Source organism: Caecibacteroides pullorum, assembly GCF_019239235.1.
In the GTDB taxonomy this organism is placed as follows: domain Bacteria; phylum Bacteroidota; class Bacteroidia; order Bacteroidales; family Bacteroidaceae; genus Bacteroides; species Bacteroides pullorum.
Window position 1 is genome coordinate 39,944 of sequence record NZ_JAAZTS010000008.1, and the last position, 16,555, is coordinate 56,498.

Annotated in this window: 11 protein-coding genes, 1 tRNA gene and 3 pseudogenes; 11 read left to right on the forward strand and 4 right to left on the reverse strand. The window is 43.2% G+C overall.

Annotation, left to right across the window (positions count from 1 at the left end):
- The first annotated feature begins 1 nt into the window (after window position 1).
- The 4 genes from HF894_RS07320 to HF894_RS07335 all read left to right on the forward strand — a co-directional run bounded on the left by HF894_RS07320 (window position 2) and on the right by HF894_RS07335 (window position 4,718).
- Entirely contained in the window at window positions 2-1,150 is a 1,149-nt protein-coding gene (locus tag HF894_RS07320; RefSeq protein ID WP_204971526.1) for an acyltransferase, read from the forward strand.
- On the forward strand, window positions 1,147-1,839 hold the full coding sequence (locus HF894_RS07325) for a NigD1/NigD2 family lipoprotein (protein ID WP_204971527.1): 693 nt from the start codon (window positions 1,147-1,149) through the stop codon (window positions 1,837-1,839). Before HF894_RS07320 ends, HF894_RS07325 begins: the two co-directional genes overlap by 4 nt.
- Before the next feature lie 19 nt (window positions 1,840-1,858).
- Window positions 1,859-2,245 carry a rhodanese-like domain-containing protein gene (locus tag HF894_RS07330; protein WP_204968575.1) on the forward strand — a complete coding sequence of 129 codons (387 nt, stop codon included), beginning with the start codon at window positions 1,859-1,861 and terminating at the stop codon, window positions 2,243-2,245.
- A gap of 139 nt (window positions 2,246-2,384) precedes the next feature.
- The gene (locus HF894_RS07335; protein ID WP_204971528.1) at window positions 2,385-4,718 is read left to right on the forward strand and encodes a glycoside hydrolase family 20 protein; all 2,334 of its coding nucleotides are present in this window, start codon (window positions 2,385-2,387) and stop codon (window positions 4,716-4,718) included.
- An 89-nt stretch (window positions 4,719-4,807) separates the two neighbouring features.
- On the opposite strand, the gene HF894_RS07340 is transcribed toward HF894_RS07335, so the two are convergent.
- Window positions 4,808-5,893, reverse strand: a complete 1,086-nt coding sequence (locus HF894_RS07340) for a mannose-1-phosphate guanylyltransferase (RefSeq protein WP_021846597.1) — start codon at window positions 5,891-5,893, stop codon at window positions 4,808-4,810.
- Between the two features lie 159 nt (window positions 5,894-6,052).
- On the opposite strand from HF894_RS07340, the gene HF894_RS07345 reads away from it, so the two are divergent.
- Both HF894_RS07345 and HF894_RS07350 read left to right on the forward strand, forming a co-directional pair.
- A tRNA-Leu gene (locus HF894_RS07345) sits at window positions 6,053-6,136 on the forward strand.
- Window positions 6,137-6,311: 175 nt separating this feature from the next.
- The gene (locus tag HF894_RS07350; protein ID WP_204968577.1) at window positions 6,312-7,121 is read left to right on the forward strand and encodes a Fic family protein; all 810 of its coding nucleotides are present in this window, start codon (window positions 6,312-6,314) and stop codon (window positions 7,119-7,121) included.
- 85 nt (window positions 7,122-7,206) lie between these two features.
- On the opposite strand, the gene HF894_RS07355 is transcribed toward HF894_RS07350, so the two are convergent.
- Window positions 7,207-9,447 (reverse strand): RagB/SusD family nutrient uptake outer membrane protein, encoded by a 2,241-nt coding sequence (locus tag HF894_RS07355; RefSeq protein WP_204968578.1) that lies wholly within the window; start codon window positions 9,445-9,447, stop codon window positions 7,207-7,209.
- Between the two features lie 309 nt (window positions 9,448-9,756).
- Window positions 9,757-10,278: pseudogene (locus HF894_RS07360) on the reverse strand (mobilization protein); the annotation flags it as partial.
- 4 nt (window positions 10,279-10,282) lie between these two features.
- Here HF894_RS07360 and HF894_RS07365 point away from each other — a divergent pair.
- Window positions 10,283-10,528, forward strand: a pseudogene (locus tag HF894_RS07365) (hypothetical protein); the annotation flags it as partial.
- Window positions 10,529-10,758: 230 nt separating this feature from the next.
- Window positions 10,759-12,774: a KUP/HAK/KT family potassium transporter gene (locus HF894_RS07370; RefSeq protein WP_018710110.1), complete on the forward strand. Its 2,016-nt coding sequence runs from the start codon at window positions 10,759-10,761 to the stop codon at window positions 12,772-12,774.
- A 211-nt stretch (window positions 12,775-12,985) separates the two neighbouring features.
- Here HF894_RS07370 and HF894_RS07375 read toward each other — a convergent pair.
- A pseudogene (locus tag HF894_RS07375) lies at window positions 12,986-13,334 on the reverse strand (mobilization protein); the annotation flags it as partial.
- Between the two features lie 413 nt (window positions 13,335-13,747).
- Between HF894_RS07375 and HF894_RS07380 the strand changes: the two are divergent.
- The 3 genes from HF894_RS07380 to HF894_RS07390 all read left to right on the forward strand — a co-directional run bounded on the left by HF894_RS07380 (window position 13,748) and on the right by HF894_RS07390 (window position 16,485).
- Window positions 13,748-15,037: an NCS2 family permease gene (locus HF894_RS07380; protein WP_204971529.1), complete on the forward strand. Its 1,290-nt coding sequence runs from the start codon at window positions 13,748-13,750 to the stop codon at window positions 15,035-15,037.
- A gap of 214 nt (window positions 15,038-15,251) precedes the next feature.
- Window positions 15,252-15,884, forward strand: a complete 633-nt coding sequence (locus HF894_RS07385) for a hypothetical protein (protein WP_204971530.1) — start codon at window positions 15,252-15,254, stop codon at window positions 15,882-15,884.
- A gap of 37 nt (window positions 15,885-15,921) precedes the next feature.
- Complete coding sequence (locus HF894_RS07390) at window positions 15,922-16,485, forward strand: cob(I)yrinic acid a,c-diamide adenosyltransferase (RefSeq protein WP_204971531.1); 564 nt, start codon at window positions 15,922-15,924, stop codon at window positions 16,483-16,485.
- Window positions 16,486-16,555: the final 70 nt, after the last annotated feature.

The following is a 16,555-nucleotide window of genomic DNA, read 5'->3' on the forward strand; positions in this document are numbered from 1 at the left end:
TATGTACGACGAATTTGACGAAATCCGCCCTTATCACGACGAGGAACTTCCCGAAGTGTATGAGGAACTGATAGCCGATCCAGCTTTCAGGCAAGTGGCTTCCGCGGCCTTTCCCAGTGTGCCTTTTGAAATGCTTGCTGCCAAAATGCGCAGTTGCAAGACCAAGTTGGAGTTCCAAAAAACTTTTGGATATGCCATAATGAAAGACATTATGCAGAAGGCCTCAGATGGTGTGACGTTGGATAATGACTCTTTGGCTGACAAAACGAAATCGTACACTTACATTTCCAATCATCGAGATATTATTCTCGATTCGGGCTTTTTGTCTGTTATGTTGGTAGATCAGGGAGGTGACACAGTAGAAATAGCCATTGGGGATAATCTGCTCATTTATCCGTGGATAAAAAGACTGGTACGTATCAACAAGTCGTTCATCGTACAACGTGGCTTGCCCATGCGGCAGATGCTTGAGTCATCAGCTCGCATGTCACGCTACATGCACTACACCATTTCGCAGAAGAAGCAGTCTATCTGGATAGCCCAGCGTGAGGGACGCGCCAAAGACTCAGACGACCGCACGCAGGATAGTGTACTCAAGATGCTGGCTATCGGCGGCGAGGGCGATGTGTTGGATCGCCTGATGGAGATGAACATCGCGCCTCTTTCTATTTCTTACGAGTTTGATCCTTGCGATTTCCTCAAGGCATGGGAGTTTCAGCTGAAGCGCGACCATCCTGATTACAAGAAGTCGACGGCCGATGACCTGAAGAATATGCAGACAGGCTTGTTCGGCTATAAGGGACGGGTACACTTCCACATTGCTTCTTGTATCAACGATCTCTTGGCTGGCCTGGATCGCAAGATGCCTCGTCAGGAGCTTTTCTCTACTGTTTCGGCGATGATAGACAGAGAAATTCATCGCGGTTATCGTTTGTATCCGTGTAACTATGTGGCTGCTGACCTTTTGGCAGGTACCAATGTCTATGCCGGGCATTATACGACCGATGACAAGCAGAAGTTTGAAAGCTATCTGGCCAGCCAATTGTCACGTATCACGTTGGAAAATAAGGATGAAGCCTTTCTGCGTACCAAGATGCTCGAGATGTATGCCAATCCGCTGAAGAATCATCTGAAGGCAATGGAAGTATGAAGAGGAAAGTAATGGCGGCTTATTGGTGTGGTTGTCTGTGGGGCGTGTTATGTCTGTTGCTGACAGCTTGCGGGGAGTATAGCTATCATTATCCGTCTGTCAAACTAGAATTCCTTACTGCCTATTCGGGGGGCGACGGAACGTTGGAGCGGGTGTTGACGGATGGTGGTGAGGAATATGCGGTGCTGGTTGATGACTCCCATTCGCATATCCGTCCCGACTCTTTGGTGCGTATTGTCAGCAATTATGAATTGGTGCACAAGGAAGGAGGTGAGGGAGTGCACCTATATGCCGTGTCGGCAGCCGTTGCTCCGATACCTTTGCCTGCCGATAAATTTCCCGAAGGTGTGAAGACTGACCCAGTGGATGTGCTGAGTGTGTGGATGGGACGTAATTATCTGAACCTGATGCTTACGGTCAAGGCACAGCATGGGAAACATAAGTTTCATTATGTGGAAGATCGGGTGGATGTTGATGCAGAAGCGCGCCGTTCGTCAGTAGAATTGACGTTGTATCATGATGATGGAGGCGACACTCAGGCTTATAGCCAGCGTGCCTATTGTTCGATACCCTTATTGCAGTATGCCGATGAAGGAGTTGATACGGTAGAGGTGAGCTTGCATGTGCATACTTATTCGGGTGAAGTGAAGACATATACCTTTGAGTACCGGCCTTTGATAGCCGAATAACTTTTAATTGAATTTGGTTATGAAAACGTTGTTTGCATCATTTTGTTTGTTATTTTCTTTTTTCTCTTCTTGTCAGCAGAAAGGTGGCAATTTTGAAACGTTGTCTGTGGAAGACTTTGTTAATGTAATCAATGATCCGGAAGTTCAACGTTTAGATGTACGTACAGTAGCGGAATATTCAGAAGGTCATATTCCTGGTAGCATGAACGTTAATGTACTTGATGAATCTTTTGCTGCTGTTGCAGATTCCGTATTGCAACTTTCGAGACCGGTTGCTCTCTATTGTCGTAGCGGTAAACGAAGTAAAAAAGCAGCTCACATATTGTCTGAAAAGGGTTTTAAGGTTTATGAACTGGAGACTGGTTTTAACGGTTGGGTGGAAGCCGGACAACAGGTAGAAAAGTAAATTTGAAAATAAAGCAGTTGAAAGTCGGCTTTTAGCAGGATTTGTAATTAGTCGCTTGTTCATTTCATCTTTTTTTTGTATCTTGACGCAGAATTTTTCTGCTATTAGGTTTATTATTAATTCTGTAAGATTATTGAACATGCGAATTTTTTCTGATTTCAGGTTAGGAAGCTTGGCTTTAGTAGGATTATTGTTAGCTTCTTGTGCAGGTAAAGCCCCCGTGGTTGCCGATTATGAGGTGGTTCCCATTCCTTTGGAAATTAAAACAGTTCAAGAAGCCTCCTTTGTTATGAAGGATGGCACAACAATCTATTATACGGTTGGCAACGAGAAAATGCGCCGGAATGCCGAGTTTTTGGCATCATACGTAGAAAGTCAGACGGGGATTAGATTAAATGTAAAGGAAGGTGGTGAAGGACAGAAAGGCATCCTTTTGCAATTGGGCTTGGAAAAAGAGAATCCGGAAGCTTATTCCTTGGAAGTGAAACAGGGGCAAGTTGTGATTACAGCACCAACTGAGGCTGGTGTATTCTATGGTATTCAGACATTGCGTAAGTCAATTGGCATAGCTGAGGGCGGGAGTATAGAATTACCTGCGGTAAGTATTACTGATGAACCTCGCTTTGGTTATCGAGGTATGATGTTGGATGTGAGCCGTCATTTCTTTTCTGTGGACGATGTGAAATGCTATATTGACATGCTGGCACTTCATAATATCAATCGTTTGCATTGGCATTTGTCTGACGACCAGGGTTGGCGAATAGAAATCAAGAAATATCCGAAACTGACCGAGATCGCTTCGCAACGTAAAGAAACGGTTATCGGGCGCAATAGTGGTAAGTATGACGGACAGCCTTATGGTGGATTCTATACCCAGGAACAGGCAAAGGAAATAATCGCTTATGCTGCTGAACGTTATATTACGGTGATACCTGAAATAGATCTGCCCGGGCACATGCAGGCTGCTCTGACTGCTTATCCTGAGCTGGGATGTACGGGTGGTCCGTACGAAGTATGGACGCAGTGGGGTGTTTCAGATAATGTGCTGTGTGCGGGCAATGATAAGACAATCGAATTTGTCAAGGACGTATTGGCTGAAATCGTGGAAATATTCCCATCAGAATATATTCATGTGGGAGGCGACGAGTGTCCCAAAACGGTGTGGGCAAAGTGTCCGAAGTGTCAGGCACGTATCAAGGCTTTGGGTTTAAAGAGCGATAGTAAACACACTAAAGAAGAACGTTTGCAGAGTTTTGTTATTCATGAAGCCGAAGCGTTCCTTGCAACGAAAGGCCGGAAGATGATTGGTTGGGATGAAACCTTGGAAGGTGGACTTGCTCCGGGAGCTACTGTTATGTCATGGCGTGGTGAAGGCGGAGGTATCGAAGCAGCCAAACAAGGGCATGATGTAGTTATGACTCCGAATACATATCTCTATTTCGATTATTATCAGTCGAAAGATACAGATACCGAACCATTGGCTATTGGAGGATATTTGCCTATGGAACGGGTGTATAGTTACGAACCTATGCCTAAGGCTTTGTCGCCCGAAGAACAGAAATATATTATTGGTGTACAGGCCAATTTGTGGACAGAGTATATCCCTGACCTGAAACAAATACAGTATATGGTTTTGCCTCGTATGGCAGCTTTGTGTGAAGTACAATGGAGTCAGCCCGATAAGAAAGATTATGAATCATTCCTGAAGCGGGTGAGCCGTCTGGTGGATATCTATCAAAAGAATGGATGGAATTATGCAACGCATATATTTGATGTACGGCTTGACTTGAGGCCAAATACAGAAACTGGTACGCTTGATGTTGTAGCTCAAACCATTGATGGTGCTCCTATTTACTATACGTTGGATGGTAGTGAACCAACTTCTTCATCACAGGAATATACAGGAGTGCTTAAAATAGATAAGCCCTGTACGCTTCGTACTGTTGCGATTCGTTCTTCTGGAAAATCGAAAGTAACAACCGATGAAATCACTTTCAGTAAGTCGTCTATGAAGCCGATAACCATGTTGCAACCCATCAACAAACAATATGAATTTACTGGAGCTACGGTATTGGTTGATGGCATGACGGGTAACATGAATTACAAAACCGGGCGTTGGATTGCTTTCTATAAGAATGACATGGAGGCTGTCATTGACTTGAAAGAACCGATGGAAATTTCGTCGATGACATTACATACTTGTGTAGAAAAGGGCGATTGGATCTTTGATACCCGCGGTATTACGGTATCTGTTTCGGATGACAACCAGACGTTTAAGGAAGTGGCTTCGGAATCCTATCCTGCGATGAAGTCTGATGATCCCAATCAGATTTATACCCATAAGCTGGAATTTGCATCTGTAAAGACGCGTTATGTCAAAGTAAAAGCTCTGTCTGAACACGAAATTCCGTCATGGCATGGTGGCAAGGGTAATCCAGGTTTTTTGTTTGTAGATGAGATAGTTTTAGAGTAAGCATATATCCTCCTATATATAAAAGAAGGGGCGGCCTTGACGGGCTGTCCCTTCTTTTATATTTGTATGGTTTTGAGTTTTATCTAATATTAGATATAATCTTCGCCCATCTTGATTTGTGCATCGTTCACGTATTTACGGATGGCATGCTCTTCGTCCTTTTTACAGATGAGTAGGACGTTGTCCGATTCTGCAATCAAGTAACCTTCCAATCCCTCCACTACCGCTAATTTGTTTTCGGGCAGGGCAATGATATTATCTTGGCTGTTGTAGAGTAGGGAGTTGCATTTCAGAGTTACATTTCGATGTTCGTCTTTGGGGGAGAGATCATAAAGGGATCCCCATGTTCCGAGATCCGACCAACCAAAGTCGCCTAATGATACGTAGACATTATCGGCTTTCTCCATGATGCCGAAATCAATGGATACGTTGGGGCAGGCTGGGAAATTCTCATCAATGAATTTTTTCTCCTCCGGCGTGCCGTAGACGTCTTTACCTGGTTCCAGTTTGGAAGCCAATTCGGGCAGCAAGTCTTCTCCTGCTTTGATGATGGAATTCACGTTCCACATGAACAAGCCGGAGTTCCAATAGAATTCTCCGCTTTCCACAAATACTTTGGCCAGTTCCAGTTCGGGCTTTTCGGTGAATGTCTTCACTTTATAGAAGTTTTCCCCGGCTGCTTCGGCTATCTGGATGTATCCGTAGCCTGTTTCTGGTCGGTTGGGTTTAATTCCGAGAGTCAGGAGTTTGTTTTCTCCGGCTACGAAATCCAAGCCTTTCTCGATGGCAGTCAGGAATTCACTTTCCTTCAAGATCAGGTGGTCCGATGGTGCCACAACGATGTTGGCATTGGGATTGATGGCCCGTATGTGGTAGGAAGCCCATGCGATGCAGGGTGCTGTATTCCTGCGTGCAGGTTCCAAAAGGATTTGCTCGGCTTTCAGTTCGGGAAGTTGTTGCTGGACAAGGTCGGCATAGAGGGCGTTGGTAACAACGAAGATGTTCTCCGTCGGTATAATTTTTTTAAAGCGGTCGAAAGTTTGCTGCAGCAGCGAACGTCCGGTGCCGAAGAAATCGAGGAACTGTTTGGGCAGTGTTTTGCGGCTGAACGGCCAAAAGCGACTGCCAATTCCTCCTCCCATGATAACGCAGAAATTGTCTTTGTTTATTGCCATGATTGTTCTCATTAATTTTTTTGCTAAAGTACATTATATTTTTAAGAATAGGTAATGTTTGTCGGAGGTTTTCTGTTTTTTTCTTCTTTTTTTCGATAAAGTATTGCGAGTTCAAAAAAAAGCTGTATCTTTGCACCGCAATTGAGAAATCAATGTGATGCCCAGATGGCGGAATCGGTAGACGCGCTGGTCTCAAACACCAGTGGATTCACTTCCATCCCGGTTCGACCCCGGGTCTGGGTACAGAATAAAAGGCTAAGTATTGAATTATCAATTACTTAGCCTTTTTACTTGTCTGATTTTTCCCCGCATTTTCCCCACAGGCGAAAAAATATAGTAGTAAGTCATTATTTTCTTTGGCTACGCAATACAAATACATTACCTTTGAAAAGAAATAAATCCAATTAAATAAACGTCAATGGAACAAGGTGTTTGGCAAGAGATTGAACAGTTATACCAGAAGTTTCAGCAACTTGGTATTAGTGAAGCGGTGGACTATGAAAAGTACTACCTCTATTCTCTTATTACCCATTCTACAGCAATTGAGGGTTCTACACTCACCGAAGTGGAGGCACAAATGCTTTTCGATGAGGGATTGACAGCTAAAGGGAAACCTTTGGTATATCATTTGATGAATGAGGACTTAAAGAAAGCTTATGAGTTTGCCAAAGAGGAAGCCAAATGTAAGAAGCCAATTAATTCAGCGTTTTTGCAAAAGCTGAATTCGACATTGATGCGTACGACAGGCAGTATTTATAACGTTATGGGAGGCTCTTTTGATTCTTCCAAAGGTGAATTTCGCTTGTGTGGCGTGACGGCTGGTATTGGTGGACGTTCTTATATGAATTATCAGAAAGTCCCTGCCAAAATAGATGAATTTTGCACCTTATTACAGGAAAAGCAAAAGACAGTGGGAACATTTCGGGAACAATACGAATTAAGTTTCAATGCCCATCTTAACTTAGTGACCATTCATCCGTGGGTAGATGGTAACGGAAGGACTGCCCGCTTGCTGATGAATTACATTCAGTTTTGCTACAACCTTTTTCCTACTAAGATATTCAAGGAAGATAGAGAGGAGTATATTTCTGCCTTACGTCAATCACAGGAAGAAGAAACAAATCTGCCTTTCTTGGGCTTTATGGCTGTTCAATTAAAGAAATCGCTCTCTTTGGAAATTGAACGATTTAAGACCTCTCAAAAGAAAATTTTTAGTTTTATGTTTTAGTTGTGATCGTATTGTTTTTTAATATAAAAAGCTCCACCATTCAATAGCGAATCGTGGAACTTTTTAGGTCTAAGTCGTATTCTTATTAATATCCTGGATTTTGTGTCATTGACGGGTTAACAATTATTTCTTGTTGCGGTATTGGTAATAGCAGTCTGTATTCTTCAATTCCATATACCTCTTTTGCAAAATTGTTTCTTTTCATGAATGCGAAGTTTGTGTTGGTATAAAGCATCAACTGTAGTCTTGCATCTTTTATCTTCTCCAAAGTATTTTCACCTGTTACGCTAATATGTTTAGCTGTGATTACTTTTTGCAACTGTGATTCGGCTTCCAATGTCCTACCATTTTTATAAAGGCTTTCAGCATAAGACAAAACTACATCAGTATAAGTCATTATGGGAACTAATGGAGGGGTGCCAATCGAAATATTTCCACGTGATTGAGGTTCATTATGAGCTGCAAATATGGTTTCTTTGCTGCTTCCATTATTAAATAAATTCGTAATGGTTTCCTTGTTGTTATAATTGGAAGCATCCAGCTCATAGAAGCCATTGCTGATAACTTCTCCCAAGAGCTTTTCTGCTTGGTTGTATTCACCTTGATACATACAAATATTAGCAAGCAATATTCTTGCTACATCTTTTGACAAGAAGAAAAAATCATTGGCATCATTACTAAGCGATTCATTCTTTTTCTCTTCAAGATTATCTATGGCTTTTTCCAAATTGGCTTTTAAGTCCGAGAAAATATCATGTATTGGAGTTCTGCTGATATTATATGCGTTATTTATATCAAGCACGTAATTTATATAAGGAACGTCTTTCCAAGCCACTGCCATATAGTAATAATGCATTGCGCTGAATACATTAAGATAGTCTTGATAAACACCGAGCTGTTCAGCTTCCTTTTCTTTAAATAGCATAATCATCCTATTGGCACTATAAAAATTACTCCAAATGTTTTTTACATTATCACAACTGGGGTAAACGTATTGACTTACCAAATCCGCTTCTTTATTATAGTGGTAGTATTGCTCAATAAGATTAAAATCAGAAAGTCCGCGAGCAATGGGTAATGCAAAGCCTGCGACAACCTGCTCTCCTGTCCGTCCTAATTTCGGTATTGAAGTGTTTCCATTTCCTTCTTGGATTACTTTTACTTCACCTACCACATTGCCAAGACAATCATATATGGTTACAGAAGTCGATTTATCCGCTCTTGAATTTAGTCGGGAAACTTTAATTGTCAACTTGTTTTCGTTAATGCTTTTTTCTATAGAAATACCATCATTTTCTATGTGTTCATAGATTTCATTGAAAACGTTATCTTCTGTAATGTTGTCTATTGGTCCGTCATCGTCTTTATCAACTAACGGCGTTAGATATACCGGAATGGGGGAAGATATGTTGATTGTATAGGTTCCTCCTTCATTGGGTACGTTAAGTTCCGATGTCTCCAATTTGACTTCTTGTCCATCTTGCAATGTTTCATTTCCTGCAAGTCCGTCATCATCCCAATCTATGAAGTGTCCTAATTCTTTTACTTCAATTTTTAATCCAAGGTCGTCATAGCGGTCTATGATATTTTCTCTTACAGAAGAAAGTTGATTGCTCAATGACTTTTTGTCTTCACTGATTTGTTGTAATGTGCTGCTTCCAAACTTTCCATTTTCGCCAAATTCCCTGCATAATTTTGCCAAATATTCTGTCAGGGCAGCTTCGCTTCTATCTACAAGTAGCAGAGAAGATATGGCAATCAAAGCAGCAGACTCATCTGTTCCTCCAGCAATGGAAAATGTGGACGCATCTTTTTCTGCATATTTTTGAAGTCCGAAAGCGGTAAACAATTCTTTTTGTGCTTGCTTATTGGCTTCTCCGAATTTTACCCCTTCCGCAATGAGTTTCTGTATTCTTTGATACTTCAAATGTGTAAGCAGGTTTACGTTTACTGTAGTTTCATCAGATAAATCTACCAAGGCACGAAGATTTAATGTGCCTGATGATAACTCACCTTCTACCTCGTTAAAGAAATAACCATTAGCCGTTAATTCCGCATAGGGTGCTTCAAACAACTTGGAGCCAAAAGAAAAATTGCCTAAATCGTCTTGAATGGTAGCTGAATACAAGCTTCCAAGTACTTGTAAATTTCCGTCCATCGGTTGAATGGTAATAGTAGAACCGCTGACAAATGGACCTTTTTCTACTTTGCCTAATACATTATACGTCTTAGGCTCGAAATCATTTCCCATGCCGCTGTCATCGCTACAAGATGAGAGTGAAAATGCGATTGCGGCAAATAAATAGATGCATTGCTTAATGTTCATATGAACTATGTTTATTGGTTAATTGTCATTCCTAACGCACGAAGCGTGAACCACAAATCGTTCACCTGTGTCGGAGGTCCTAGGAAAACCCATACAAACAGATATAACAATAGCAGCCCACGCTATAGCGTGAGAACCACTATGCCATCATCGTTTGTATGTCTTAAGAAATTTCCTAGGTTTCCGACACCACGACTAGCATAACGCTTCTTCTAATTCTAACATGTCTTGGAAAGAGTTTCCTCTAACCATTGGCAAAGATACACAATTTAATTGATAATCGGGAATCTAGAGTCGCAAACTATCAAGTTACATCTTAATTCCTCTACTTTTCTTTTCTTCTTGTTGCGGTACTCTTGTTCCATATCTAAGCCTGTGCCATTGTTCCCTGAACCACTCGGCAATCGGCTTCCTGTTTATTGTCAGGCTCAGTCTGCTTTCATCGTCAGGGTCATTCTCCACCCTAAAAACATCATCCTTTACGTCAAAGTTTCGTCTGTGCTGCTCGGAATAGATTTTACCGCTGCATTTTAAGGATTCTTTCTTGACCAAAAGACTTTCGGTCATTTCTTTAGAGAACCCCAGCATGGCACAGAACTTTTCTATGCGAAGCATTTCCCTGAACATCGGGAACCACCTGAAAGCCTTGTCTATGATTCTGGCGAGTCGTGACAGCTCCTTTTCCTTCATGTCAAGTTCCTGTCTGTGCATTTCCTTGAGATTGTGGATTTGCGTATCATGCTGTTTCTGCATCTGCTGTATTTGGCTCTGCAATTTTTCAATACTGGTGTCCCGTTTTGAAACCTCGTCTTGCAGTTTTTCGTTGGCTTTTCCACAGGACAACGACATGAAATACCGTTATCTGCTGATGCAGGGGCAAGCGGACGCCAATACCCTTGAAAGACTGGAGAATAAGTTCAAGTGGCAGCGGGACGAGCGTTTTATCCGCAACCTGACGGATTCGGTACTAGATTTTGAGGAACGTTGCCGCAGGCAGGCGGAAGCCTTGGAACGGGCAAAGCTGCTTAATGAGCAGGCTGAGCAGTTGAAAAAGGAAGCTGATAGGTTAGGAAATCAGTAAATAGCAAAAAGCCGAGGTGAAGGATAAGTCCCATAACTTCGGCTTTTGAGTTTAATAGTTATACGTAATTCAAACAGACTATTTTTTTTAGACAAGCCTTGACCATCGTCAAGGTTTATATGATATTTTTCACGAAAAAAGAAAAGTGAAATCTTATTGTTAAGATTTTATTTTATATTTGCGCCGCTTAAAAGGAAAACAAATATATGTAGAACAAAAAACTACTTTTTATGGCAAACCTATCAAAAGAAGGCAATATTCAACATAAACTTGGATTTGCCGGGTTACTCATCACATTGGGTATTGTTTTTGGTGACATTGGAACATCGCCACTCTATGTTATGAAAGCCATCATTCATACTGGAGAAGCTCTTGATGAAAATTATGTTTTAGGCGCATTGTCTTGTATCATATGGACGCTTACTCTTCAGACTACGGTGAAATATGTGCTGGTGGCTCTCCGTGCCGACAATAACGGGGAGGGTGGCATACTTGCGCTTTATGCCCTTTTACGCCGCCACAGAAGAAGGTGGATTTACATCATTGCCATTATCGGTGCGAGCACTTTGCTTGCTGATGGTATTATCACTCCAGCCATTACGGTCACAACTGCCATAGAAGGACTTGAAAGTATCAGTCCGCATCTGCCTGTGATTCCTATTACACTGACCATTATTACCATTATATTTTTCGTTCAGCGTTTTGGTACAGAAAATATAGGACGGTCATTTGGCATATTTATGCTACTTTGGTTCCTGCTTCTTGGAATCGCCGGAGCTATCAGTCTGACTTCCTATCCTCAAGTATTCAAGGCATTCAATCCTTACTATGCCATACGGTTATTAGTGGAATCCCCCCACTGGTTTCTGATATTGGGTGCCGTTTTCTTGTGTACCACTGGTGCAGAAGCCTTATACTCTGATTTAGGGCACTGTGGCAGACGAAATATTACGGTCAGTTGGATATTTGTAAAGGTGATGCTTATTCTAAATTATTTGGGGCAAGGAGCGTGGGTATTGCATCATCCGGAAAGTGCAGAAGGTACAGTGAACCCATTTTATTCAATCATGCCACAAGAAATACTGTTGTTTTCCATAGCAATGGCTACCGGGGCAGCTATTGTTGCGAGCCAAGCTCTAATAAGCGGTTCATTTTCCATATTGAGTGAAGCTATGAACTTGAATTTCTGGCCTCGTATGCGTATTAAGCACCCTACCAACGTAAAAGGTCAGTCATTTATTCCAATGGTAAACCTTGTAATGTATATTGGAGTAATATTTACTATATTGTTGTTTCGAGATTCCACCCACATGGAAGCCGCTTATGGACTTGCCATAACTATTACAATGTTGATGACAACATTGTTGTTGGGATTCTATTTGCATATGCATAACATTCCACGCATTCTATCAATACTGTTTGTCGGCGGATATTGTGTTATTGAAGGTATTTTCCTTGCTGCAAACCTGTCCAAATTTATGGTCGGAGGTTGGTTTACGCTGTTAATAGGTGGATTATTATGTTTTATCATGTTTGTATGGGTAAGTGCCAACAAAATTCGTCGAAAACATATGTCTTCCAAACGGTTAAGTGAATACTACAACATTATTTCTGATATTAAGGCGGACGAAAGCATATCCAAATATGCTTCTAATCTTGTCTATGTGAATCATGCAGACAAAGAAGGTTGTGTGGACGATAAATTGTTGTATTCCATAATTAATAAGCAGCCTAAACGGGCAGATCATTATTGGCTTATTAACCTTGAATTTGTGGATACACCAGACACACTTGAATATAATTGTTCCACATTAATAAAAGGGACATTGTTTAGTATAACCATGCGTATAGGTTTTCGTATAGAACCGCGCGTGAGCCTTTATTTACGACAAGTAGTTGATGACCTTGTTGCGGATGGTGAAGTAGAACTAACAAGCTCTTATCCTTCATTGCATAAGAATGGCATACCGGGTGATTTTCGCTTTATTATTATCCACCGGATATATTATCCTGAAGATTCCCGTAACCGCCGACAAAATTTGCTGATGAGCCTTTATGCCTTAATTAGAAAGATAGGCATTGGAGAACCGAGTGCGTTGGGGCTTGACACATCGGTTGTTGTTGTCGAGCGTGTACCGTTAATTATAGCTAATAGGGCAAAACATATTCGTCGTATAGAGCGGATTAAGCCTGAAAAATGCGATAATGATGCTAATATAGTCTTGGAAGAACAGAATGTATCATAAGTGACTTGCTATAATTATCGTCTGCATTTACGGTTTAGTTCTGTCTTTTGTATATACATCCAAACTAACCTAAACCTATTCTTGTTGGCAGTAATAAACGTGCTGGCGAAAAGAGAAAGAATGGCTTTTCCAATGGTGTAAAGATATGAAAAAGGAACAATTAAAATACCATTTGATTACTCCTTTCTTCTAGATTTGAGCGATTCAACAATTACAATTTGAATCCTCTGCTTTTCCTTTCTTCCTGTTGTGGTTGTCTTGTGCCATATCTGAGCCTGTGCCATTGTTCTCTGAACCAGTCGGCAATCGGCTTCCTGATTATTGTCAGGTTCAGTCAGCTTTCATCGTTAGGGTCATTTCCACCATTAGAATATAATCCTTGGCATTAAAGTTTTACCTATGCTGCTCCGAATAGATTTTACCGCTACATTTCAAAGCTTCTTTTTTGACTATAAGGCTTTCAGTCATTTTTTAGTGCCCCCCAGCATGGCACAGAACTTTTCCATGCGTAGCATTTCCTTGAGATTATGGATTTGTGTATCATGCTGTTTTTGCATCTGTATCATATCGATGATATTTCCGTTCGACTATTTTATTTTTAAAGCTGCTTTTCTTATTGTATAAAAGATGTTCGAATGAACTTTCACTGTAAGATGTTGGTATTTATATGGTTACGGTGAAACAAAGATCTGACTTAAGGAGATGGTGAAAGCAGTAAGTTTCACACTCCGTCCGTAAATCTCTTCTTGTGCCTTCACCGTGAACCTTGTATGTTTCATCGTATCGCATTTGTTTTCAATGCATTGTGGCGATGTGAAAGCGTGAGGGCTTCAAGGGAGAAATGTTTTTTTAAGGTGATTTCTCGCCGTAAACACCTACTTGAACACGCTAAACATCTACTTTACGGATGTAAAGAGGGACTTTATGTTTTTTATTTCTTACTTTTGTTTCCGACTTATCCGAATCGCACGATATGCTGAAAAGACTTTTCGATTTTGATCCGAGGACGATGACTGTCCGCAGGGAGGTGGTAGCCGGTTTGACCACTTTCCTGACCATGGCCTATATCCTGGCCGTCAATCCCAATGTGTTGAGTTCGACGGGCATGGACCGTGACGCGCTGTTCACGACGACGGTCATTGCCTCCGTATTTGCGACATTGGTTATGGCTTTTTATGCCAAACTGCCCTTTGCGCTGGCGCCGGGCATGGGGCTGAACGCTTTCTTTGCCTATACGGTTTGCCTGACGATGGGTTATCCCTGGCAATTTGCACTGACGGCTGTGCTGATTGAGGGAATTCTTTTCATCTTGCTGACAGCCACGGGCATTCGGGAGAGAATTGTCAATGCCCTGCCCGAGGTAATTCGCAAAGCGATAGCTCCGGGCATCGGCTTGTTCATTGCATTTATCGGTTTGCAACAGTCTGGCATCATCGTACGAAGTGAAGCTACGTTGGTGACTTTAGGCGATGTCACCAGCCCGCAGGTGGTGCTCACGTTGGTCGGTTTGCTCCTGACTTCTGTGTTGCTGGTACGCAAGGTTGCGGGGGCATTGCTCATTGGCATTTTGGTAACTACGCTCCTGGGCATACCGTTCGGAGTGACTCACTGGCAAGGTTTGTGCAGCCTGCCGCCATCGCCTGCTCCCATCGTGCTCCAGTTTGATTTTGAACACATCTGGAGCCTGGACATGCTGGTGGTGGTTTTCACGTTCTTGTTTATTGACCTTTTTGATACCATCGGTACACTGGTGGGCATGTCCGTGAAGGCGGGTATGGTGGACAGACAGGGGAAAATCCGTCGGCTGAACCGGGCTTTTATGGCCGATGCGCTGGGAACGACGTTCGGGGCCCTTATGGGGACGAGCACTGTCACCACTGTGGTCGAGAATGCGGCCGGTGTGAACGAAGGCGGGCGCAGTGGTCTCACGGCTTTTGTGACGGCGATGGGTCTAGTGCTTGCCTTGTTCTTTGCGCCGTTCTTCCTGTCGGTGCCGACGGCGGCTACGGCTCCGGTCCTGATATTGGTGGGGCTGATGATGCTTTCCACACTGAAAGAGATTGATTTCTCCGACTATTCCCGCTCCATCTCCGCTTTCCTTTGTCTGATTATGATGCCGCTGGCCTATAGCATTTCCGAGGGTATTTCCATCGGCATGATCAGCTATGTGTTGGTGAATCTGTTGTCCGGCCACCGCAAGCGGCTCACGGTTACAATGTACATCCTGACGGTATTCTTTCTGCTAAAGTATCTTATCGGATGAGGAAAAGGCTGTTTCAGGCAGGTTAACGCAGTGCTTTCTTGCCTTGCCATGCAGTGCTTCCTGAGGTCGTCATGCAGCACTTCCTCACCCCCTGACGAAGCACTGTGTGGAGGGTTCATGCAGCACTTCGTCAGGGCGGGTGCAAAATACTGCTGCCGGTTGATGGATTTCTGCCGGATTACTTTATCTTTGCAGGTATAAAACTGTCTGGAACATGAACCGTATCTCTATCTTGTGTAAGCGTCCTTTCGTGCGTCTGGCCCGTTTCCGCCATCGGTGCGGTTACGGAGTGCACTCACCTTTTGCTTTCCATCTGATAACGGGGGTCATCTACGAGACTGCACCTTATTATAAGTATGCTTCCCTGCTGGAAGGGGAGAAGTGGCAGGCAACGCAGCACCCCAGGAGCTGGAGGGAAGAACCCTTGCGGGTGAAGCGGCTTCTGTTCCGTCTGGTTAACTATGCGCGGCCGGAAACGATTGTCGATGCGGGACCTCTGTCCGCTTCGGGGCTCTATCTGAAGGCGGGTAGGGAAGGGGCGGCTTATACGGCAGCTGCGGAGTTGGACGAACTGTTCCTGGAGGCGGGCGTTCCTGTCGATTTTCTTTATCTGCACGACTGGCGGCGTCCCGACTTTGTGGAGGAAGTGTTCCGTCTGTGCGTGGGGCGGGCTCGTGGCTGCTCGGTATTTGTCATCGAAGGCATCCGCTACACGTCGGCCATGCGCAGGCTGTGGGACGCCATGAGGCAGGACGAACGCTGCGGCATCACGTTCGACCTCTACGACTTGGGCATCATCTTTTTCGACCGGACGAAGATAAAACAACATTATCTGGTAAACTTTTGAAGCCTTCGGGCTGTTAATGCTTAAAACATATACTGATATGAAGAAAAGTCTGATATACACACGTACGGGTGACAGCGGCAAGACGTCGCTCGTGGGAGGGATGCGTGTTCCCAAAACACATGTCCGTTTGGAAGCGTATGGCACGGTGGACGAGCTGAATTCTTTTCTGGGGCTGCTGGTTTCCCGTTTGTCCAACGATGAAGATAAGGCTTTTGTGCAATGGGTGCAGAACAGTCTGTTTGTCGTAGGCAGTTATCTGGCTACCGATAGTGAAAAAACAGAACTCCGTGCAGCCAGTATCGTTACCCCCGAACAGGTGGAAAAGGTGGAGGCGGAGATCGACCGTCTGGACAGCCTGCTCCCGCCGTTGAAGGCATTTGTGCTGCCGGGAGGTGATGAGGTAGCAGCGCTTTGTCACGTCTGCCGTACGGTCTGTCGACGTGCTGAGCGTCGTATTTTGGCGTTGGCGGAAGAGGTACATGTGGCGGACGAATTGTTGGCTTATGTGAACCGTTTGTCCGACTATCTGTTCGTTCTTTCCCGAAAAATCAACCTGGATAATAAAAAAGACGAAATATTTTGGCAGAATAGTTGCAAGTGAAATAAAATGTTATACTTTTGCCGAAAATATTGAGAAAAGAATATTGTACACAAACTTAAAGGCTTAGAAA

Coding starts and splice junctions, on each gene's coding strand:
- HF894_RS07320 (WP_204971526.1), top strand. CDS start 2: ATGTACGACGAATTTGACGAAATCCGCCCTTATCACGACGAGGAACTT.
- HF894_RS07325 (WP_204971527.1), top strand. CDS start 1,147: ATGAAGAGGAAAGTAATGGCGGCTTATTGGTGTGGTTGTCTGTGGGGC.
- HF894_RS07330 (WP_204968575.1), top strand. CDS start 1,859: ATGAAAACGTTGTTTGCATCATTTTGTTTGTTATTTTCTTTTTTCTCT.
- HF894_RS07335 (WP_204971528.1), top strand. CDS start 2,385: ATGCGAATTTTTTCTGATTTCAGGTTAGGAAGCTTGGCTTTAGTAGGA.
- HF894_RS07340 (WP_021846597.1), bottom strand. CDS start 5,893: ATGGCAATAAACAAAGACAATTTCTGCGTTATCATGGGAGGAGGAATT.
- HF894_RS07350 (WP_204968577.1), top strand. CDS start 6,312: ATGGAACAAGGTGTTTGGCAAGAGATTGAACAGTTATACCAGAAGTTT.
- HF894_RS07355 (WP_204968578.1), bottom strand. CDS start 9,447: ATGAACATTAAGCAATGCATCTATTTATTTGCCGCAATCGCATTTTCA.
- HF894_RS07370 (WP_018710110.1), top strand. CDS start 10,759: ATGGCAAACCTATCAAAAGAAGGCAATATTCAACATAAACTTGGATTT.
- HF894_RS07380 (WP_204971529.1), top strand. CDS start 13,748: ATGCTGAAAAGACTTTTCGATTTTGATCCGAGGACGATGACTGTCCGC.
- HF894_RS07385 (WP_204971530.1), top strand. CDS start 15,252: ATGAACCGTATCTCTATCTTGTGTAAGCGTCCTTTCGTGCGTCTGGCC.
- HF894_RS07390 (WP_204971531.1), top strand. CDS start 15,922: ATGAAGAAAAGTCTGATATACACACGTACGGGTGACAGCGGCAAGACG.